Origin of the sequence: Falsigemmobacter faecalis, assembly GCF_003863335.1 — a bacterium.
Classification (GTDB): domain Bacteria; phylum Pseudomonadota; class Alphaproteobacteria; order Rhodobacterales; family Rhodobacteraceae; genus Wagnerdoeblera; species Wagnerdoeblera faecalis.
On record NZ_RRAZ01000045.1, the window covers coordinates 1 to 21531 of the forward strand.

Here is a 21531-nt window from a genome sequence, read left to right on the forward strand (position 1 = left end):
GTGCCGAAAGGCATAAATCAGCTACCGGCTCCAGTCGCGGCCGGATGAAAGTTCAGTGGCAGGTCAATGGCTCGATGTCGATCAGCAGATGCAGACCTTCTCTGGCGCGGTCAGGGATCGCCACCTTCAATATAGTCTGTCGGCGGCTCAGAGTGCTGAACAGAGGAGGATCAGACATCTGTCCAGTGGCAGATGTCCCGACGATGGGCACCGACCACGACAGACCGGACAAAGCCAAAAGGCTCTCCATAAATCCCCCTCGCCAGGGGGCCTCGAACCCATGGCGGACCCTGGCTCGATCTGTCGCAATGGCAGCCCGAAAAGCACCGCTCACGGGTCAGGCAGGCCTGGATGGCGGTCGTCGGGCAAACCAATCGCAGGGCATCTGATCCCCTGGATCAAATACTTGTCCTGCTCATACCCGGACTGTTTGCTGATCCGCCTTACGGCTGGAGGCCTGCTGTCGTCCGCGCTTGCCGGAGGGCTTTGCGACCCACTCCATATCTGCGTCAAACCAGGCCGTCAGCGAACCGCGTTGCTTCAACGCGTGATTGCAGGCTCGCCAGCTGCTGGTCTTGTCGCGGGGAGTGGATCGATCGCTCATGCCAAAGGGGGAGCATGCTCTGGCAAAACACTGAATCCCAGCAGATTTATGCAACGCGCCAGGTAGCTTTGGTCGTGCCGCGGCCGGGTGGCGGCGCTACAGCTCATACTTGGGCGAGATCAGCCCGGCACACGAAAAGCTCGCCAACCGCAACTTCCACTCTGCTGCACGCAAAGAGAAGGGGCTGACGACATCACTTAGCTCCGGTTTTTCGCTGGAAGCGATCTGGTGCGCTCCGATTATTCATTAATATGCCATTGCGTTATGAATTTCTCCGATCTTTCAATTTGACCGCTGCATCTTTGTCAGGCGTTCTGGAACCAGGAGAGCGCAGGCGGAATACAGCCAGCCGGCGAAGTGTCAGGAGCGCTTCACCGGCCCGGGCCGCAGATGCGCTGCGAAGCGGAGGGTCCAATGGCAGTTGAAACGCGTATTTATGAGATCGGGGGAGTGCGCACCTCGGTACGGGTGACGGGCCGGGGCAAGCCGGTGCTTTTTCTGCACGGAGCGTCCACGCTGGAGGGCTTTGACTTTGCCGAAGGTCTGGCGGATCGCTTTCAGATGATCTGCCCCTCGCATCCGGGGATGGGCGATTCCGGCGATGCGCCCCATCTCGCAGGGGCCTCAGATGTTGTGATCCATTACCTCAATCTGCTTGACGCCATGGGACTGGAGGAGAAACCCCATCTGATGGGCTTTTCCATGGGAGGATGGCTCGCGAGCGAACTCGCGGCCGTGGCCCGCGAAAAGTTCGACCGTCTGGTGCTGCTTGCACCTGCCGGGCTGAATGATCCGGCCCACCCGGCCACGCCCCTGTCGCAAATCGCCCCGGCCGAGTTCCCGGGCTATCTGGCGCATGATGTTGCGGTGGCCCTGCAATATTTCCCCGATGGCAGCGACAATGCTGCGGCGGAAGCCTTCGGTATGGCCCGGGGCCGCGAAGGAGAAACGGTGGGCCGCATCTGCGCGCCCCACGGCATGGGCCACCCGAACCTGCGCCGTCTGCTGGCGCGGATTACCAATCCCGCCCTGGTCGTCTGGGGCGAGAAGGACCGCATTCTGCCTGCCTCCCAGGCCCCGCTTTGGGTGGAGACGCTGCCGGATGCGCAGCTCATCACTCTGCCCGACACCGGCCATCTGATCGCCCAGGAGCGCCCCGAGGCGCTGCAGACCATCGGCGATTTTCTGGCTGCCTGACGAATTTCCGGGGAGGAATTTCAAATGAACAAACCGCTTAAACACACCACCTGGGGCACGACCACCGATTTTCGCGCGCTGCTCGCAAAGGTACATGAAATCGGCCCGCTGCTGGAGGCGAATGCCGAGGCAGATGAAACGGCCGGGGAACTCACGCCCGCCAGCTTTGAAGCCCTGCGTCCGCTGAAGCTGTCGCATCTCTTTGCCGCCGAAGACATGGGCGGGGCGCAGATGCGTCCAACCGAGGGCCTGCAGATCCTCGAAGCCGTGACCTCATACTCGGGCGCGGCGGGCTGGGTGTCGATGGTCCATGCGGGGATCGGCGCCATGTCGGCGGCTTTTCTGCCCGACAGCGCAGTGGCCCGGCTCTTTGCGCCGGGGACCGAACATCGGTTTTCCGGACAGGGAGCACCCCTTGGTATGCTCAAAAAGGTCGATGGCGGCTGGCGGCTCAATGGTCGCTGGAGCTATGGCTCGGGCTTTACGCATGCCACCTATACCCACAGCGCGGCTTTTGTGGATGACGGCACCGGGAAACCGTTGATGGATGCAAATGGCGCACCGGTCATCATGTGCACCCATGCGCCGGTGTCTGAGCACAAGCCGATGGGCAACTGGGATGTGCTGGGACTCAAAGGCTCAGGCTCGATCGATTATGCGGCGGAAGATGTCTTTATCGCCGAGGACATGGTCTTCCCTATCCTGACGGCAGAGCCGCAGCGCCAGAAAGAGCTGTTCAGCCTTGGTGTGATTGGTCTGGCCTCGATTGGTCATACCGGCTGGGCTATGGGTGCAGGCCGCCGGATGCTCGATGAGATCGCAAAATTTGCCCGCTCAAAAACCGGCCGTGCCGGAGCCCTCGGCGAAAGCGAAAAGTTCTGGCATGACTACGCCCAGGCTGAGGCCCGCTATCGGGCGGCCCGGGCCCTCGTCATGGAAGTCTGGAGCGACATTGAGGGCAGCGTGGAACGTGGCGAGCCGATTTCCACCCGTCAGGTCACCCTGATCCATATGGCGAAATCCGAGATCCATGAGGCCGGAGAGCGGGCGGTGAACTTCGCTTACCGGGCTGCGGGCGGTGCGTCGCTGCGGGCCGGCGTCATGCAGCGTATTTTCCGCGATATGATGGTGGCGGTCAATCACATCACCATCTCGCCGGCAGTGATGAACAATGCCGGTCGGGAGATAGGCGGGCTCTGGTCCGACCGCCGCTGGCAGTTCTATGACCTGATCGAAAAGAAAGCCTGAGCCGCGCCGCGGTTGGGTGGCTGCCCGAACGGCGGGGCTGTTGCTGGAAAGCGTTGGGCTGGCGTTCAGCTGAGTACCTCTGCCAGGGCACAGCCCCGTGCATGGCCTGCAGAGGATGCACCGACAGCCCTGCGCGCCTGCCGGACGGCACCTTGGTCCCGCCGGGGGCGCTCAACTGGCAGATCATCGCTGTGGCGGGCCACCCGCCCGCCACGCGCCGAGGCCCGACCGATCCCGGGGCCATGCGGGAAGGCGTTGAAAAGACGACGGCAACAGACCCGGGCGGGGAGGCTCGGGTCTGGGGCAGAGCACTGAGGACAATCGGCCGGCGTGCCGATCAGGGAGGAAAACACATGAAGACGACCCGACGTGCCGCTTTGGCAGCTTTTGCCAGCGTTCTGGCCCTCAGCTCGGCCGGAGCCGGATTGGCGCAGGACGCAAAGCCTGTGAAAATCGGCTATGCCGTCTCACTCACCGGCCCCAACGCAGGTGGTGCAGGCACCACAACGCTGCCGAATTACAACCTTTGGGTGCATGAGCTGAATGAGAAAGGCGGCCTGCTGGTTGGCGCAGAGCGCCGCCCGGTTGAGGTCATCGCGTATGATGACCGCTCCAACTCGGAAGAGGCGGTGAAGGCGGTTGAGCGTCTGATCAACCAGGACAAGGTGGATATTCTGCTGGCGCCCTGGGGCACCGCGATGAACCTGGCCGTCGGCCCGCTCTTTGATAAGGGCAATTACATCCAGATGATGGCGACCGGGATCACCGATCGTGCGCCGGAACTGACGAAGCGCTGGCCCAACAGCTTCTGGCTCTCCGGCACGGCGGCTTCCTGGGCTGAGCCGGTGGTTGAACTGATGGATGAGGCCCGCAAGGCTGGTCACATCGGCGATGAGGTGACGATGATATCCGTCGCCGATGCTTTCGGGATCGACCTTGCCAAGGCTGCCCGTAAAGCCTTTGCAGCGGCGGGTTTCACACTCACATATGACAAGACCTATCCGGTCGGCACCCAGGATTTCTCGGCCATTCTCACCGAGATCAAAGATGCCAAAGCCTTTGCGTCATTCAGCTATCCGCCGGATACCGTTGCGATCACCGAAAGCGCCCAGCTGCAGGGCTTCAACCCGGCAGTGATGTATGTGGGCATTGGCGGTGCCTTCCCGATGTTTACCGCGAAATTCGGCGCCTCGGCAGAGGGTCTGCTGACCCATGGCGGGCTGGATATGTCGGATGAGAAAACCCTGGCCTATATTGCGCGCCATAAGGAAGTTACCGGCAAAACGCCCGACAGCGCAGGCTCGATCGTGACCTATGCCGGGCTGCAGGCCATGGAGCAGGCGATTGAACGGGTCGGCTCTCTGGACAACACGGCCATTGCCAATGAGATGAAGTCGGGCAAATTCGACACCGTGCTGGGCGAAATCAGCCTCGCCACGCAGATGATGCCGTCGATTTTCAAAGCCGGGCAGATCCGCGATGGCATGGTGGTGGGCCTTGGTCCGCGCGATGTCCCCGGTGCCGGCGCGCTGGTCGCGCCGAAGCAGCCCTGGCCGGCCCGCTGAGCCCCCTCACGGGGAGCGGCTCAGCCGCTCCCCCTCTCTCTCGCAGGGAAAAATAGAATGTTTATGAATGCCTTGCTGGCCGGGCTGACGCTCGGTGGCGTCTATGCGCTGGTCGCAATGGGGCTGACGATCCAATATTCGGTCTCGCGCACGATGAACCTCGCCTATGGTGAGTTTCTGATCGGCGCCGCTTTTGCCGCCTATATGCTGTTTGGCACCCTGGGGATCAGCCCCTATCTGTTGGCCGTGGTCATTGTACCTGTGGCCTTCGGGCTGTCGTGGCTGGTCTATCGGATTATGGCCACACCACTGGTGCGGCGGGCGGGGACCGGCATGGCGCTTGAGATTGACAGTATGCTGCTGACCTTTGGTCTGCTCTTTGCCATTATGGGCATTCTGCTGCTGGTCTTTGGCAGCAATTACACCAATTACAGCTATCTTGCCGTCCCGATCCGGATCCTGGACGCCACGGTGCCCGCCAACCGGCTTTTGTCCTTTGTCGCAGCTCTGGTTGTGGGGGGGCTGGGCTGGGTTTTGCTGATGCGGACCCGTACCGGCGCTGCGCTGCGCGCGGTGGCGGTGGATCCGGTCGGAGCAAGGCTGGTCGGCATTGACGTGCAATGGGCAGCGGGCCTCGCTTTTGGTCTGGGTGGTGCGGTGGCGGCGCTCTGTGGCGTGATGGTCTCGACCTATCTGACCTTCACCGCTGAAATGGGCGTCGTCTTTACTATGAAGGCGCTGATTGTTGTGATCATGGCCGGGGTCGGCCATGTGCCTGGGGCGCTGCTGGCCGGACTAAGCCTCGGGCTCGTGGAATCTTTCGTGGCTGCCTATCTCGATCCCGGCCTGACGGTAGCGGTGATCTATGCGGTCTTTCTTCTGGTGCTGCTGCTGCGGCCGCAGGGCATTTTCGGTCGGGTGGTGCGATGAACACGACAACTTTGCGCCCCTATCTGGCGATCCTTGCCGCAGCCGGTCTGCTGGCTTTCACGCCGCTTCTGGTGGACAGCTTCTGGCTGACCCTGGCCATCGGCACTCTGAATTACATGATCCTTGCCACCGCCTGGGGGCAGTTTTCCGGACCCACGCGCTATGTGTCGCTGGCGAGCGTGGTCTTCTTCGGGATTGGTGCCTATACCGTTGCCGTGCTGGGCGAGGTGTTGCCCTGGCCTTTGGTGCTGCTGGTGGCGCTGCTGACCGGGATGGGCATGGCCCTGCTGGTCGGTCTGGCGACGCTTCGGCTGGCCGGGATCTATTTCGTGATCTTCACCTTCGGGCTGAGCGAAATGGTGCGCCAGATGGTCACCTGGTATGAGGTCAATATCACCCAGTCCATGGGCCGATATGTGTTTCTTGACATCAGCCAGGAGACCATTTTCTGGCAGCTGCTTGGCCTTCTGACGCTGGTGCTGCTGGGGGCCGTGGCGCTGCACCGCTCGCGGCTGGGCTTTGCCCTGCGGGTCATCGGCGGAAACGAGCCCATGGCGCGGCATTTCGGGCTGGAGCCGACACGTGCGAAACTTGGCCTCTTCGTCGCGAGTTCTGCTGTGATGGCGCTTGCCGGTGCGATCATGGCCCCGCGCTGGACCTATATTGATCCGGCCATCGCTTTTAATGCCACGCTGTCATTTCAGGTCGTGATCATGGCCATGCTGGGCGGCATGAGCCGTCTCTGGGGCCCGCTGCTGGGTGCGCTGCTGATGTCTATTTTGTTTGAGATCCTTGGCAGCCACTTCCCTCAGGCCTTCGCGTTGTTGCTTGGCCTTGTTTTCATCGTGATCGTTTATCTGCTGCCGAACGGGCTTTCGGGCCGTCTCAGCCAGCTTCTGGCGCGTCCGGCGCCCGATCTCAGCCTGAAGGAGCCGCACCATGAGCGCTGACCCCGTCCTGCGGCTGCAGGGACTTCGCAAATCCTTCGGCGGACTCGTCGCCGTCAATGATGTCTCCTTTGACGTCATGCGGGGAGAGATCTTCGGCCTGATCGGGCCGAATGGCTCAGGCAAAACCACCACGATGAACCTCATTTCCGGGGCTTTCCGCCCGGATCAGGGTCAGATCCTGCTGGAGGGGCAGGATATCGCCGGACAGCCTGCGCATCTGATTGCGCGGCGCGGGATTGCGCGCACCTTTCAGCTTCTGCGTTTGATTGAAGATATGAGCGTGCTGGAAAACGTTATGGTCGGGCTGGCCTTCCGGCCCCGGCAGCCCTGGGATGCCACGCTTCGGCGCAGGGCTGCGGAGTTTCTGGAGCTTGTGGGTCTTGGCGGCCTCGGCGGTGCCGCGGTGTCAGAGCTCACCTATATCGACCAGAAGCGGCTGGAGCTGGCCCGCGCGATGGCGCTGGAGCCTAAGGTCCTGCTGCTGGATGAATGGCTCGCGGGGCTGAACGCCACCGAGCTGCATACCGGCATCGCCATGATCCGGCAGATCCGGAGCCTCGGCACCACCATCATCATGGTGGAACATGTTATGTCCGCGATCCACTCGCTTTGTGACCGCTGCGTGGTGATGAATGCGGGGACGCGGATTGCCATGGGCACTCCCGCAGCGGTGCTGAGCGATCCGCTGGTTGTTGAAGCCTATCTCGGGGAGCCGGTCCATGCTTGAAGTGAAGGCCCTTTCTGTCCGCTACGGACGGCATCTGGCGCTTGAAAATGCGGCACTGCAGGTGAAATCCGGGGAAATCGTGGTTGTGCTCGGTGCCAATGGAGCGGGCAAATCCACTCTGATCAAAGCGGTCTCGGGGCTGGTGCCCCATGCGCCGGGCGGTCGAATTTCGCTGGAGGATCAGGCGCTGCATGCGCTTCCCTCCCATAAGATCGTCGATGCAGGTCTCGCACTGGTGCCCGAAGGCCGGCATTTGTTCAGCACGCTGACAGTGGCCGAAAACCTCAGTCTCGGTGCTTTTCTGCCGCGAACCCGCGCCGCTGCTGCCGAAAGCCTTGAGATTGTCTTCAGCATCTTTCCCAAGCTGAAGCAGCGGCTGACGCAGATTGCCGGGACCATGAGCGGCGGCGAGCAGCAAATGGTGGCGATCGGTCGTGCCCTGATGACGCGCCCCAAAATCCTTCTGCTTGATGAGCCTTCACTCGGTCTTTCACCGCTGCTGACTTCAGAGCTGTTCCGCGCGCTGCCGGGGATCGCCCAACGCGGGATCGGCGTGCTGATTGTTGAGCAGAACACCCATCAGAGCCTGGCCATTTCGCAGCGGGGCTATCTGATCGAAAAGGGCTGCATCGTCGGCGAAGACAGCGCGCAGGAGCTTTTGAAAAGCCCGGCGGTGCAAAAGGCCTATCTGGGCGGCTGAAAATCAGCGGATTTCCCCTCCGCGGCTCTGACGCAGGCACGCTCCTGCGCGTCCGAAAGATGCGCCGAAGCTGCTGCGTGGCAAGGGTTTTCCCGTGAGAGAGACCGCCCGCCCGCACCGCGGGCGGCGGCAGGTCAGGGCGCTGCCACGCCTCCGGACACAGCGAGACAGTCCTCATTGACACTTTCTTGCGGGGCGGGGGCAAGACCGCTCGTCTGATGACGCTTTCGCAGGAGGGCAGTATCGGTCGCGGTCAGCCATTCATATGGCGCTGCAAAGAAGCGTTTCCATTCAACCATCCGCTGCGATGCTGTCTGCTTGCGGTGTCACGCTGCACCTGAGGTCGCTTGTGGCTTTAGCCGACGACTATCCATGGTGCTCTGCTATTTTCCCGGTGCCTGTTCGCAGGCCGGTCACATCATCCTCCATGAAATGGACGCGCCTTTCGAAGCCGTGTCGGTCATCTGCGTGAGAAAATATCCGCTTCCGATAGAGAGTTTCTTGCCATCGCCCCACGCAGTGCCCTGCCGGTGCCTGGACTGAACGGCGAGGGCCTCAGCCAAAACGCAGAAATCCTGCAGTGTCTGCTAACTCTGATATTGCGGCGTTTAAGCTGGCCCGCGGGAGTATCGCTCGTACACGCCTGCAGGAGGCGGCCGGCTGTTGCGGGTATCCGTTTTCCGACTTCAACGGCCTTTTCGCGCCGAACCTGACCGACGACGGCAAAACGGCGGTCGTTGGCCGGATAACCGCCGCATGGCACAGTTTGAAGTGATGCGGCCTGAGGGCGAAGGGTATTGGCGAAGCACCGATTTCACCCATGTCGGGCTTGGTTGGGACCTTCCTCGTCTCAGCAGGTGCTTTGCCGCGCGCTCGCCTGCGGGCTATAGCGACAGGCGGGATCTCTCGGGCTGGGGGCACCGCTGGCCCTTGGACTGACAGGTCTGGTCATGGCCCCCCGCATCAGCGCTGCCCGACTTTCCGGCGTCTCCAGGGGGTGAGGATCGTCTTTGTAGTGCAGACAGAACTATCTGGACCACGACGATGAGGGCATGGATGTCCTGGGCCGCCTCGCGGTGGTTTCGGTGATTGATGCCTGTCTTAATTTTCTCAACATCTTCATGGATCTGAAGCCACCGCCCTCCGCAGCCTCCATGGCGACACCACAAGGTGGCAACGTTGAAAAGAAAGCCGGACCCGGATCGCGCAGCCGTGTCCGGCGAAGACCGGCCCATGAGACGCGGGGGTTATGCGCCTGGTCACAGGCTTTGCCAGCCCAAGCTCATTGCTGAGCGCTCTGTCATGAGTGCTTTCCAAAGGGATTGTGGCGGTCCCGTCATGGCAAATCGATGCCTTTGGGCGAGGGCGATACCATCAAGCCCCTCGCAGCCCGGGGGTTCGAGCAGCCCGGCAATCGACCCGGATTATATACCCCAAAGAAATATATTTATCAGATCATTGCATTTTGATCCGAGGTTTTCACACTAATGTTATCGGCGGAGGAGACCCTCAGAAACACCAGCTGAGGATCGGGGGAACTCGGGGGCGGTCAACGTTCCGGCAGTGTGTCTGCTGCGGATCAGGCACGGGGAGGCTTTGCCAGCGCCGGGACGCGGCGAAGCCAGTGAGGGAGAGAAAAGATGTCCAAACGTTATTCGACCGGCCTTCGCGGGCTGGCCATTGCCGCATTGTCGTCGGTGGCCCTGTTTGCAACCGGCGCCGCAGCTGAGCAGCATCTGCGCCTCGCCACTGGCCAGTCCTCTGAAAGCCTTCTGCAAAAAGAAGCCTATGGCGTCTGGGCCGAGGCCCTGAACACAGAGTCAAATGGGGCTCTGCGCGTCGAATCCTTCCCGCCGCCCTTCGCCACGGCCTCCAATATGTGGGACCGGGTGACTGCCGGTGTGGCCGATATGGGCATCGCCTCGCTGAACAACACCGGACTGCCCCTGAAAGCGGCCTTTGTCGCTTCGCTGCCGGGCCTCGGCCGCAACACCGAGGCGGCCTCGGTGGCGATGTGGAAACTCTATGAGAAGGGCCTCCTTGACGTAGCGCTCGACGAGGTTGAGGTTCTGGGCTTTCAAACCGCCATCGCCTTTACGCTCAACTCCAAGACCCCGATCACCAAACTCGAAGACCTGAAAGGTCTGCGCGTGCGCGTGGCGGATGCCAACTCGGCCAATGCCATCGCAGCGCTTGGCGGCGCTCCGGTCTCGATCGCCTTTAACGAAGCTTATCAGGCGATCGACCGCGGTGTCGTCGACGCGGCTGTAGGCAACGTCAATACCGGGGTGATCTACCGCTTTGCGGAACTGCTGCCGCACGAACAGCCCGCCATGGCTTTCGGCATGACCACCTTTGTCTTTGCAATGAACAAAGACGCCTATGCCAATCTGGATGACGCGGGCAAAGCCGCGATCGACGCCTGGCGCGGGGAGCGCCTGTCGCGCTTCATGGGGGCGAAACAAAACGACTTCCGCACCAGTTTCGAAGCCCGTCTGACCGAAGCGGGCCAGCTGATCCGTGCTGAGATGGATGAAGCTGAACTCGCCCGCTGGTCCGTCGCGATTGATCCGGTGGTGGCGCAGTGGATCAAAGACACGCCCAAAGGCCAGGAGGTCTATGACACCTTCCTTGCCGAATACAACACCATCGACGGCGCCAATTGACCCAAGGCGGGGGGCCGTAGTTCTGCCCCCCGCATCTATGGACGGGAGGAGCCGCCATGACACAGGCTGACATTCATCTGGCACAGCACACCCCGGCAGAGCCCTGCCGGGCCAGACGGGCCATCGCCCGCGGTGATGAGGTCATCGGGCAGATCGCGCGGCGGGTTGCGACCTTCGGCGCGGTGCTGATGCTGGGCGTGGCGCTGATCACGACATTTGACGTGATGATCATGCGCTGGCTCTTCGACAGCCCGATCGCCGGATCAAACGAGATTTTCCAGACGATCTTCCCGGCCGCCATTGCGCTGGTCCTGGCTTCTGGCTTAAGCGACCGCGCCGTGCTGGAGATCGACCTGCTTGGGCCGCTCTTCGGGCCGGCCGGTCTGAAATGGCTGCGCGCAATCGGGGCGGTGCTCTTTGTGGCCACCCTTGGCCTGCTGGTCTGGGCGGTATGGAAACAGGCGCTCTCTTCCTGGAACCGTGGCACCATCACCACCATCCTGAAGGTGCCGCTCTGGCCGTTCTATTTCGTGATCGCCGCAAGCTTTTTGCTTTGCCTTCCGGCGCAGCTGATGGTGGCGCTGCGCGCCGCAGCGGACCTGCATTCGCGCTGGTGGGTGGGCGTGCTGGTGGTCTTTTGCGGCATGGCTCTGGCCCTTTCTGCCACGATCAGCTGGTTTGGCGGGCTGTCAGATTTCTTCATGACGCATACGCTTACCGCAGCCGGGCTTCTGGTACTGCTGCTCTGGGTGATGATCCTCCTTTATGTGCCGCTGGCTGCCGCGCTGAGCGTGACCGCAGCCCTCGGCATTCTGGCGATGTTTGGCCCCAGCCAGGCCATCAATGTCACCGGCAATGAGACCAAGGGTCTGCTGGTCAGCCTTGATCTGGCCGTGGTGCCCTTTTTCCTGATGATGGGCGGCTTTGCGATCCAGAGCGGCATGTCGAAAGACATTTTCGCCTTTGCTCAGGCGCTCTTTTCGCCGTTCCGTGGCGGGCTGGCGCTGTCGACGATCGGCGGCTCAGCGGGCTTTGGCGCACTGACCGGCTCGTCGGTGGCCACGGTCGCAACCATTGGCTCGGTGGCCTATCCGGAGATGCAAAAGCGCGGCTATTCCGAGAGCCTGGCGGCGGGGGCCATTGCCTCAGGCGGCACACTCGGGCAACTGCTGCCCCCCTCAACGGCGGCGGTGGTCTTCGCGCTGCTGGTCGAGCAGTCGATCGGTGCGCTTTACATGGCGATGATCATCCCCGCCTTCCTGACGATCACGCTTTATTTTGCGACGATCCTCATCATTGTGCGGATCCGCCCCGGTGCCGCCCCGAAGGGTGAGCCCTGGGACTTTGCGATGATCCGGACCACCGGTCTGCGGGCGCTGCCGGCGATTGCGATGTTCGGCATCGTCTTTGGCGGGATCTTCCTTGGTATCTTCACCGCGACCGAAGCGGCAGGGATCGGCGCCGTGGTGGCCTATGCAGTCCTCGCATTGCGCGGTGGTCTGAAAGGCGGCGGGTTCTGGCAGGTGATGGCAGAAACCACGCGCTCCACTTCGATGATTTACTTTCTGATCATCGGCGCGCTGATCACCACCTTCTTCTTCTCTTCGACCGGCCTTTCGGAAGCCATGGTCGGCCTGATCGGCAGCCTTAATCTTGAAGGCTGGCAGGTGGTTGTGCTTCTTTGCATCGTCTATGTGGCGCTTGGCTTTGTCCTCGACAGCATGGCCATCATGATGATCACTGCGAGCATCTCGACCGGCATCGTCGCGGCCTATGGCTATGATCCGGTCTGGTGGGGCGTTGTGATGGTGGTCGTGGTCGAGATCGGCGTGATCACCCCGCCCTTCGGTCTGAACCTCTTTATGCTCAAGAGTGTGGCGCCGAAAATCAGGATGAATGCGGTCTACGCAGGCGTAATGCCCTTTGTGATCGCCGACATCCTCAAACTGGCGCTGCTGATCGCCTTTCCGGTCATCGTGCTGTGGCTGCCCGGAATGCTCTGACACAGAACTGAGTTCGGCGGCCGGTAACAGGGGCAGCACCAGGGTGCTGCCCCTGTTACGTTGGCGAACCCGGGGGCCTGGCTGGCGGAGGGACCTGCGGGACCTGCCATTCAGGCCGGCAGGCAGACCTGCCTGTTTTCAGCATTCCTGCACACGGTCCGGACGGAAGCCGAGACTTAAGCAATCCTGACAACAGATGCCGCAAGTGCTCCAGGCGGCCTTCTGTCAAATAAAAACCCCGGCTGCACAGGATGCAGCCGGGGTTCAGAGATAAGGAGCAGGCTTCGTTCAGAGCGCCAGAACGCTGCGCAGAACGCGGGCGATTTCAGCCTCAGGAGCCTCATGCGCCGAGGTTGCGCGCCAGGCCACGTGATGGTCCGGACGCACCAGAATGCAGCCGTTGTCCCGGATCTCAGAGATCCGCGCCCAGTCGCCGCTGTGATCGGCATAGGTCTGGCGCGGCCCGATGACATGGGTCACCAGATCAATGCCGAGATCCGCCGCCACCTGCGTGGCCGCCCTGGCCCAGGCCTCGCCGCCAAGTCCCGTCAGCAGCGTAAAGCGCCCTTTGCCGCACAGATCGAGCGTCGAGACCCCGGCGCCGTTGTCATGGCGGTAAAGCCAGGCATGGGGCAGACGCGCGCCGGGCCAGGTGGTCGGCTGGTAATGCAGATCCGCATCGAGCTGGAAATCCGGCTCAAGCTGGCCATCGGTCAGCACCGCCTCTGAGCGGTAGCGCTGGTTCATCTCAACGCCATGGGCATCAAATTCGTATTTCTTAAAGGCAATCGCTTTGCGGATGGCTTCGCGCTGCGCCTCGGCCTCAGGGGTGCCTTCGGTGCGGGCTTCAAGATTGGTCTGCATCTGCTCGGGGCTGACGCCCTCGGCCATGCCCAGAGCCGCAAAAATCGGACCGGTTTCGGCGATCGACTGATTGGCGCGGGTGACGATCTGTTTGGCGACCGGCGCGCGCTCGGCGTCATAGCTGTCGAGAAGCTTCTCGCCGGCCTGACCCTTCAACACCATGGCCAGTTTCCAGGCCAGATTGAAAGCATCCTGGATCGAAGTGTTCGAGCCCAGACCATTCGACGGCGGATGACGGTGGATTGCATCGCCCATGCAATAGACCCGGCCGTTTGACGTGCGGGTGGCGTAATAGTTGTTCACCGTCCAGACGCTGGCCGAAATCAGATCAATCTCAAGATCGGGCACACCGATCAGTTGTCGCGCCACATTGGTCGCAAACTCCGGCGTCACCTCCGGTTCGGGCGCATTAATGTCATAGCCCCAGACGATCAGCCATTCATTCCAGGGCCGCACCATCCGCACAAGGCCCATGCCGATCCCGCCGACATCAGCGCCTGGCTGCATCACCCAGTAAAGTACCGAAGGGCGGTGGGCGACATATTTGCTCAGATCGGCGCGGAAATGGATATTCATCGACCCGCCGACGCCCATCTTGCCCTCAAAGGGCAGGCCGGCGTGTTCGGCCACCAGCGAGCGGCCACCATCAGCCCCGATCAGATATTTCGAGCGGATGGTGAATTCGCGCCCCGACAGGCGATCTTTGCAGGTCGTGGTGACGCCCGTCTCATCCTGCACATGGCCCAGATATTCGGTCGACATCCGCGCTTCGGTGCCGCGCTGGCAGGCGGTCTTGAACAGCAATGGCTCCATGAAGGTCTGCGGCAGGTCATTCATCTTCGTCGGCGAGGACATCTGATGCTCGGCCCGCGACAGCGGATGGGTGCCCCAGGCCTTCATGCGGCCGATTTCTTCGCCCGCGATGCTTTCGCAGAAGATATTCTCGCCCATCAGGTCCTGATGGGTGGCGAACATATAGGCCTCATCCTCAACCTCGCGGCCAAGATCGCGAAGCACTTCCATCGTGCGCTGGTTGGTGATGTGCGCGCGCGGAGTATTGGCCAGCCAGCGATAGCGGTTGACCACCATATTTGAAATCCCATAGCCCGACAGCAGCGCTGCGGCGGCGGAGCCCGCAGGCCCGGTGCCGATAATGAGAACCTCAGTCGTATAATCAGCCATGTCTTCCTCCCTGAATTATGGCGGGATAGCGGGGGCTTATGCAGCCGGCGGCCGGCCTTCCCAGGCGGGCTGCAGCAGCGCACGGATCTCGTCGCGCGTGAAACTGCGCGGGTTCCAATAGGGGTTGGCGACCGACAGATCGGCCGCGCGGTCAAGGTCGCTCTCTGCCAGCCCCAGATCACGCAGCGCCATCGGGGCGCCGAGGGATTGCGCAAAATGCCAAAGCCCAAGGCCCGGGTTATCATGGCCCATGAGATCCGTCAGCGGGCGCAGCGCCTCCTGCGCGGCGGGCGCATTGAAGGCCACCGCATGGGGCAGGATCACCGCATGGGTCTCGGCATGGGGCACGCCGAAGCTGCCGCCGAGCGTGTGGCAAAGCTTGTGATGAAGCGCCATGCCCACCTGCCCGAGCACCGTACCACAGAGCCAGGCGCCATAGAGCGTCTCCCCCCGTGCCGTCAGATCCCGCGGATCGGCCAGCACCCGCGGCAAAGCGCTCTGAAAGGCCCGCAGCCCCTCCACCGCCATGAGCGAGGCGATGGGCGAGCGGTCGCGGGCGTAAAGTCCCTCCACCGCATGGGCCATGGCATTGAGGGCCGAAGTGACCGTCATCGGCAGTGGCAGGCCGGTGATCAGCTCGGGGTCATATAGGATGGTACCAGGCTGTACTTTGGGGCTGCTGAGCGTGGTTTTGAGGCCATTCTCGGTCTGTCCGAGCACCGGTGTGGCCTCAGATCCGGCATAGGTGGTGGGCAGAATAATCTGCGGCAGACCGGTCCGAAGGGCAATGGCTTTCGCCAGACCCGTCGTCGATCCACCGCCGATGGCAATCACCACATCCGCGTCACAGGCCCGCGCATAATCCGCCGCCTCCTCCGAGATGGCCACCGGGGTATGCATCTCTGCCTTGCTGAAGCTGCCCGCGCAACGCCCGCCGCAATAGCCCTCAAATTCCGCCAGAAGATCGGATTGAAAGGACGTCGTCAGCAAAAGGGCCTTTTCAAAACCACCCCGCTCAAGCTCTTCGCCGAGCGATCGGCGCAGACCCGCCCCAAAGCGCACCCGGACCTGAGCCGACTGCGCGGTGAACTGGTTGCTGTAATAGCTCATCCGGCTCTCCTCCCCTCAAAGCTTTGAAGTTTTTATACGGTGAAGGCGGAATAATATTGATCCGAATGGCGGCGAACTTTATGCCTTCCGGATATGAAGATTGACAGCGAACATCTTGAACTCCTGGCCGCGATTATTGAATACGGCGGTCTGACTGAGGGCGCACAGGCCCTCGGGAAATCCCAGCCCTCCGTCTCGCGCTCCATGGCGCTGCTGGAGCAGCGGATCGGCCTGCCCCTTTTTGAGCCCGGGCGGCGGCCTTTGCGGCCCACGGAACTGGGGGCCAGCCTTGCACGCCTCGGTGCCAAAATCCGGGCCGCGAACCAGGAAGCGTCTTTCCTGGTGGACAAATACCGTCTGGGCCACGCAGGACGGCTTCGGGTGGGAGGATCGCCGCTCTTTATGGACGGTGTGGTCTCAACCATGATCGCGGACTTTCAGGGCCGCAATTCTGAGGTTCTGATCGACCAGTCCTACGGCTATGCCGAGACGCTGACCAATTCGTTGCGAAACGGCGGGCTGGATATGGCGATCCTGCCGATGAACATCGGCCAGATCCCGGACGATATGAATTTTCTGGCAGCCCTTCCGGGCAGTAACGTCATTGCCTGCCGTGCGGGCCATCCGCTGACGCGGCGCAAGGCCATTACGCTCCATGACATCGAGCCCTATTCCTGGATCGCCCCCCCGCGCAACAGCCCGCTTCATCAGGATCTGCAGCGCGCGCTGGAGACGATCGGCTGTCAGGATTTCCGCGTCAGTTTCTCCGGCGGCACGCTGTCGTCAGTGCAATCGGTGATCGCGGGATCTGATGCGCTGACCGTGCTGCCGCTTTCGGTGGTCTTTCTCTCGCGGCGCAGCCTGCCGATGGCCGCGCTGCCGCTGAATATCGGGCACCCTGACCGGCATCTGGGCCTGCTGTTCGCGAAAAACCGCGAACGCTCGCCCGCGCTTGAGAAATTCGTGAAGTTTCTGATGCAGGAGCTGGAGCGGCTGCACATCCGCATTGAGCATGACCGTCAGGTCACCAGACGGCGCGGCTGAGGGACAGATCCTCTGCGCCGCGGGTCAGGGCAGCGCAGAGCTTCCGTTATTTCAGGGCCACATAGGTCCCGGCGTCCAGAAATGAGATCCGCACCGCGGCAGGGGCCTCAGCCGCGGTCGAGATCTGATCACGCAGCGCGGCCGCCAGCGCAATGATCGAGCTTCGGTCCCGCGCGGGGGCGGGCAGGATGAACAGCTCTGCATTCAATTCGGGCTGGTCTGCCAGACCCAGAACCGGCAGCACAGCAATCTGGCAGGCCGCCGGCGGCACCGCCAGGTGGTCACACAAAAGCGCGCGCAGGGCCGGAAGCTGCTCACTCAGCGCGTCCTCTCTGGCCGCATAGCGCGCGCGTTCAACATAGATCTTCAGATTGGGCATCGCGTCACACCGCCGTCAGGCAGAAGTCAAAGGGAGAACGCCAGAGCGTTTCGCCGCCCGCGATGCTCTCATAGGGAGCAACAAGGCTTTCTTTCACACCAAAGACGGCATCCGAGCTCAGATAGTCGTCGCCCCCCACAAAGGTATGGGTGACGAGCTTCTGATAGCCGGGGGCGGTGACCAGATAATGCATATGCGCGGGTCTGTAGGGATGACGCCCAAGATCGCCCAGCATCTGCCCGACCGGGCCGTCATCGGGAATCGGATAGCTGACCGGGCGAATGCCCCGGAAGCTGTAGCGGCCATCCGCGCCGGTGATGAAGCGGCCCCTGTTGTTCCACTTCGGCTGCAGATCGGGCTGCTGCACATCGTAATAGCCGTCCGCATTGTCCGACCAGACATCCACGGTCGCGCCCGCAATCGGATTGCCCGCCAGATCCAGGACGCGGCCCTCAAAAAGGCAGCTTTCGCCTTTGCCGTCGAGCGAGATATTGGCGCCCATCTCCCGGATCGGCGCATCGGCCACGTGGAAGGGACCAAAAACGGTGCTTTCGGTGGCCGGCGCGGGACGGCGGTTGTTGATCGCATCCACAAGCATCGATACGCCCAGGGTGTCGGACAGCAGAATGAACTCCTGACGCTCGCCCGAGCAGATCTGTCCGGTACGGGTCAGAAACTGAATGCCGTAGTCCCACTCTTCCTGGGTGATGCGGTTTTCTTTAATGAACTCATGCAGATGGCGAACAAGAGAGCTCATCACCTCCTGCAGGCGCGGCGAAACATCCGCCCCCATGCGCCCGTTTACCACATCAACTGAGCTGTCTTCAGTGAAATAGCTCATTCTGGCCCTCCCGGTCTTCATGCGCACCATGGCTTCAAGCCCGGGCGCCTCCTCCGAGGCAGGATAGCCACCCGAAAGGTCGTGACTGATCGGATTAGGCGGGCACAATATGCTTTTTCGTTATATCTCTGCCAGATCCAGCTGGTCGCGCAGCCGGTTCAGACAGGCCAGCATGGGGCGCATGAGATCCGCGGGGACATCGCGGAAAACATCAGCCTCCCAGCGGTCAAAATCGGCCAGCAGGACTGCGGCCAACTCCCGCCCCTGCGGGCTCAGCGACACCAGACGGCCGCGCCCGTCGGTGGGGTCGGGCTGGCGAATGACCAGCCCCGCCTGTTCCATATTGCCAAGGATGCGGACCACAGACGCCGCGTCATTGCCGATCCGCCGCGCCAGCTGCTTTTGATTGACACCCTCTCCAAGCCTTTGAAGGTGGACAATAATCCCCCATTCCCCATCCTGTAGCCCAAAAGCTGCCGCACGGCGCGACAGGCTGCGGCGCAGCGCTTTGCCGCTGGCCACAATCGCCATGCCGAACTGGCCTTCAAGGGGGACGTCAGCAGTCATTTCCGGCTCCGGTTGCCTCACAGGCGCAAGTCTGCCCGGATTTGATCAATCAGAAAAGCAGATATGCTGTCGCTGTTTCTTTCCAGCATCATCATATGGCCGTTGCCGTAAATCTCGTGCGCCTCCAGGAGCAGATGCCGTCCCCGGTTCCCGCGCCTGCGCAGGAAGGCCGCCGCCTCTGCATTCGAGCCGCGCATCCAGCTGGCCTCGGCCGTGACAACGGTCACCGGAGCGGCATAGGGATCGCCCGCCCCTTTCGGCGGATCAACCGTCAGCCCCGCATGGAAAGTGCCCAAAGGATGCACCATCCCCGGGGCGCCCTGAGGCTCAATGGCATAGATCGCGCGGATCTGTCCCTCAGCGGCATGGCTTGCCATGGCAAAGCCGCAGGGGCCGCCGGCAGAATGCGACAAAAGCACGGTCGGCCCGATGCGGGCGAAAAGCGCAGGCGCGATCGCTTCGGCATGGGCCTGGGCCCGGGAAAGCTGCTCGGCCATTTCGCCCTGGCCGGCCATGAACGCATCATCCGCTCCCTCAGGCCACTGACTGTGCGACGCCGCCTCAGGCCAGGGCGCGGCGCGGGCGGGGTGCATGAAGCGCGCAGTCATCATCTCGTAATCCGCCGCCGGAAGCGCCGGGCCCAGATGCTCGTGGTTCCAGCCTGCGCGGCCATGGCCGGGGCGGTCGAGGAGATAGACCGCAAAGCCTGCGCGCAGAAAATCATGCAGCCATCCCGGGCGGCCATCCGGGGTGGTGATGAAATCGCTGCTCTGCCCGCCGCCGCCGTGGATGCAGGTGATTGAAACCTCTCCGGCGCCTTCCGGGATAAACCAGCTCAGCCAGCCTGCCCCGGCATGGCGGGTTTTGCCATCGGCGCAGGCCACAGGGCCTCCGCCGATGAAAGTGCCGCCGAATTCACGCAGCGTAAAACTCATGAGAATTGGGTCGCAAGACCGGCGGTAAAGGACAGCGCACCACGCTGCAGATCTTTATTGCGCGCAATCTCCCGCATCCGTTCAGTCCAGATGTCAAAGGCTTTCCCCGGCGCAGAGTGAAAGACCGTCAGCTTGTTTTGCGACGCACGCGGCGAGACAAGCTCAATGAATTTGCGACGGCGGTCGTCGGAATAATCCTTCAAAAGGCCAGGGGCCGCCCCGTCCAGCATCACGCGCTTCAAGGTTTCGACCACCGCAAAGCTGTCAAACATCCCCGAGGTCAGGCCCAGACCGCCTGTCGGATTGGTGATATGGCCCGCATCGCCCACCAGAAGCACGCGGCCCACCTGCATGGTATCCGCCGCACGCTGGTGCATGCGGTAGGGCGAAAAGGCCACCAGTTCATAGCTTTCGCCCGGCGGCAGCAGCGTTTTGAACTTTTCATGGATCCGGGCCTCGATGCTCTCAGAGGGCAGAGCCGCATCTTCCATAAACGTCACGCGCCAGAATCGGCCATCGTCGATCTTTACGATGATGGCGCCCTGCTCATCATCGACCTGCATCGTGGTGCGCCGATACCCGTGGCGCTCGAAGTCGCAATAGATATTGGTTGCAATGAAGCGCTCAGGCCAGGTTACGCCGAAGAAGTTCAGCTTGAGTAGCTTCTCGCGCACCACCGAGGCCGCCCCGTCCGAGCCGATCAGATAATCGCCCTCATAGGTCTCGCGCTCTCCGTCCACGGTCTCGACCGTCACCGTGACGCTGCCCGCATCCTGCACGAGGTCGACGACTTTGCGCCCCATGCGGACGGTCACATTGGACATCTTTGCGAGATGCCCAAAGACGATATCCGAGAGTTTGTCCTGACCCAGATGCAGGTTGAAGGGACGTTCTACCTCATCGGCAAGGCACTCAAGACTCCAGTCGATCATTTCGCCCGTGTGCGCGAACCGCCAGCCGTAGTCCTGCTTCAGAAAGCCGATCCGCCTGCAGTCATCGAGGATCCCGAGCCGCTCGAGATGCGGCAGCACCGGCCAGTGATAGACCATCGCGCGCGGGCTGGTATTGGCGGCCTGCGCCGCCTCCAGCACTGTGACCGCAATGCCCGCCTGCGCCAGACCAAGCGCCGTCAAAAGACCTGCCGGACCGCCGCCCGCCACTATCACATGATGAGACATGAATTCCCCCCTTCGCTCCCGGCGTTCCCCCTCGGGCAGCCGCGCGGGACAGGCGCTCTGCGCCCTCGTGTTACGTTCTGACCTCCATTCGCGACGCCTCATGTGGCCCCTCCAGACCAGAACTCACAAGGCGGAGGTTGTCCCTCGCCGCGACAATATAATTTACATGTTATTTAATTTGGCACGTCAAGATGTCTGGTGCATTTTGGTGTCCGGTGCGGGTGAGCAGCGGCGCTGTTGCGCAAATCAGCCTTAGGTGTTCAGTCCCGGCATCTGGTAGATCGGATCGAGGATGAGTCTTTCCGGCTCTGAAGTCCGGATTTTGCAGATGTATTCGTAAGGCGTCAGGCCGTTCAGGGTCTTCAGGCGGCGGGCGTAGTTATAGGCAGCCATATGGTCGACAAAGTGCGCCTTGAGTTGCTGGTGAGCCTGATAGTGGAAGCGTTTGACGTTCAGCAGGAAAACGATCCCCCGGATCGTTTTCTGATCCTCCTCCATCTTCGCGGTAAATCCGGAACAGACGCTTGTGATTGACCTCATGCCCTTCGCGACGAAGGAAGACATGCAACCGCCGATAACCAAACCGACGTCGCTCCCTCGCAAGCGCATTGAGCCGATCACGTAACACCGGATCGTCCTGCCTGACTGTTTTATATCGCACCGACATGCGACAACAGCCAATGACCTGACACGCCCGCCGCTCGCTCATCTTGTGATTGGCCACAAGCTGGGCGACCGCTTGCCGCTTCGCGCGTTCGCCATGGCCTTGAACCAGTGGCGGCTCATGGCTCACCGTTACCACTTTTTTCCAAGCAGATCTTTCAGAGCTGCATTGTCGAGC

General features: G+C 61.9%; 17 protein-coding genes and 3 pseudogenes. 10 read left to right on the plus strand and 10 right to left on the minus strand.

The window, feature by feature from the left end; genetic code table 11:
* Positions 1-76: 76 nt before the first annotated feature.
* A pseudogene (locus tag EG244_RS21575) lies at positions 77-604 on the minus strand (transposase); the annotation flags it as partial.
* Between the two features lie 414 nt (positions 605-1018).
* Here EG244_RS21575 and EG244_RS18500 point away from each other — a divergent pair.
* The 9 genes from EG244_RS18500 to EG244_RS18540 all read left to right on the plus strand — a co-directional run bounded on the left by EG244_RS18500 (position 1019) and on the right by EG244_RS18540 (position 12590).
* Entirely contained in the window at positions 1019-1801 is a 783-nt protein-coding gene (locus tag EG244_RS18500) for an alpha/beta fold hydrolase (RefSeq protein ID WP_124966650.1), read from the plus strand.
* Between the two features lie 24 nt (positions 1802-1825).
* Positions 1826-3049: an acyl-CoA dehydrogenase family protein gene (locus tag EG244_RS18505; RefSeq protein ID WP_124966651.1), complete on the plus strand. Its 1224-nt coding sequence runs from the start codon at positions 1826-1828 to the stop codon at positions 3047-3049.
* A 353-nt stretch (positions 3050-3402) separates the two neighbouring features.
* Positions 3403-4614 (plus strand): amino acid ABC transporter substrate-binding protein, encoded by a 1212-nt coding sequence (locus EG244_RS18510; RefSeq protein WP_124966652.1) that lies wholly within the window; start codon positions 3403-3405, stop codon positions 4612-4614.
* A gap of 57 nt (positions 4615-4671) precedes the next feature.
* Positions 4672-5544, plus strand: coding sequence for a branched-chain amino acid ABC transporter permease (locus tag EG244_RS18515; protein WP_124966653.1), 873 nt, complete (start codon positions 4672-4674; stop codon positions 5542-5544).
* Positions 5541-6494 carry a branched-chain amino acid ABC transporter permease gene (locus tag EG244_RS18520; protein ID WP_124966654.1) on the plus strand — a complete coding sequence of 318 codons (954 nt, stop codon included), beginning with the start codon at positions 5541-5543 and terminating at the stop codon, positions 6492-6494. The genes EG244_RS18515 and EG244_RS18520 overlap by 4 nt, the downstream gene beginning before the upstream one ends.
* Positions 6484-7221 carry an ABC transporter ATP-binding protein gene (locus EG244_RS18525; RefSeq protein ID WP_124966655.1) on the plus strand — a complete coding sequence of 246 codons (738 nt, stop codon included), beginning with the start codon at positions 6484-6486 and terminating at the stop codon, positions 7219-7221. Before EG244_RS18520 ends, EG244_RS18525 begins: the two co-directional genes overlap by 11 nt.
* Entirely contained in the window at positions 7214-7921 is a 708-nt protein-coding gene (locus tag EG244_RS18530) for an ABC transporter ATP-binding protein (protein ID WP_124966656.1), read from the plus strand. Before EG244_RS18525 ends, EG244_RS18530 begins: the two co-directional genes overlap by 8 nt.
* A 1640-nt stretch (positions 7922-9561) precedes the next feature.
* Positions 9562-10587, plus strand: a complete 1026-nt coding sequence (gene dctP, locus EG244_RS18535) for a TRAP transporter substrate-binding protein DctP (RefSeq protein ID WP_124966657.1) — start codon at positions 9562-9564, stop codon at positions 10585-10587.
* 56 nt (positions 10588-10643) lie between these two features.
* Positions 10644-12590, plus strand: a complete 1947-nt coding sequence (locus tag EG244_RS18540) for a TRAP transporter large permease (protein WP_124966658.1) — start codon at positions 10644-10646, stop codon at positions 12588-12590.
* A gap of 288 nt (positions 12591-12878) precedes the next feature.
* Here the strand turns inward: EG244_RS18540 and EG244_RS18545 are convergent, their stop codons facing one another.
* Together EG244_RS18545 and EG244_RS18550 are read right to left on the minus strand one after the other, a co-directional pair.
* Positions 12879-14636: an FAD-dependent oxidoreductase gene (locus tag EG244_RS18545; protein WP_124966659.1), complete on the minus strand. Its 1758-nt coding sequence runs from the start codon at positions 14634-14636 to the stop codon at positions 12879-12881.
* A 36-nt stretch (positions 14637-14672) separates the two neighbouring features.
* Complete coding sequence (locus tag EG244_RS18550; protein ID WP_124966660.1) at positions 14673-15746, minus strand: maleylacetate reductase; 1074 nt, start codon at positions 15744-15746, stop codon at positions 14673-14675.
* Positions 15747-15839: 93 nt separating this feature from the next.
* On the opposite strand from EG244_RS18550, the gene EG244_RS18555 reads away from it, so the two are divergent.
* Complete coding sequence (locus EG244_RS18555) at positions 15840-16790, plus strand: LysR family transcriptional regulator (RefSeq protein ID WP_124966661.1); 951 nt, start codon at positions 15840-15842, stop codon at positions 16788-16790.
* Between the two features lie 46 nt (positions 16791-16836).
* Here the strand turns inward: EG244_RS18555 and EG244_RS18560 are convergent, their stop codons facing one another.
* From EG244_RS18560 to EG244_RS18590, 7 genes and pseudogenes are all read right to left on the minus strand, one after another.
* Positions 16837-17169 (minus strand): hypothetical protein, encoded by a 333-nt coding sequence (locus tag EG244_RS18560; protein ID WP_124966662.1) that lies wholly within the window; start codon positions 17167-17169, stop codon positions 16837-16839.
* 4 nt (positions 17170-17173) lie between these two features.
* Positions 17174-18010: an intradiol ring-cleavage dioxygenase gene (locus EG244_RS18565; RefSeq protein WP_124966663.1), complete on the minus strand. Its 837-nt coding sequence runs from the start codon at positions 18008-18010 to the stop codon at positions 17174-17176.
* Between the two features lie 120 nt (positions 18011-18130).
* On the minus strand, positions 18131-18577 hold the full coding sequence (locus tag EG244_RS18570) for a MarR family winged helix-turn-helix transcriptional regulator (RefSeq protein WP_124966664.1): 447 nt from the start codon (positions 18575-18577) through the stop codon (positions 18131-18133).
* Positions 18578-18594: 17 nt separating this feature from the next.
* The gene (locus EG244_RS18575; protein ID WP_199738028.1) at positions 18595-19512 is read right to left on the minus strand and encodes an alpha/beta hydrolase family protein; all 918 of its coding nucleotides are present in this window, start codon (positions 19510-19512) and stop codon (positions 18595-18597) included.
* A complete protein-coding gene (locus EG244_RS18580) occupies positions 19509-20690 on the minus strand; it encodes an FAD-dependent oxidoreductase (RefSeq protein ID WP_124966665.1) in 1182 nt (393 codons plus the stop codon). The genes EG244_RS18575 and EG244_RS18580 overlap by 4 nt, the downstream gene beginning before the upstream one ends.
* A 252-nt stretch (positions 20691-20942) precedes the next feature.
* A pseudogene (locus EG244_RS18585) lies at positions 20943-21140 on the minus strand (IS3 family transposase); the annotation flags it as partial.
* A 7-nt stretch (positions 21141-21147) separates the two neighbouring features.
* Positions 21148-21531 (minus strand): annotated as a pseudogene (locus EG244_RS18590) (IS3 family transposase); the annotation flags it as partial.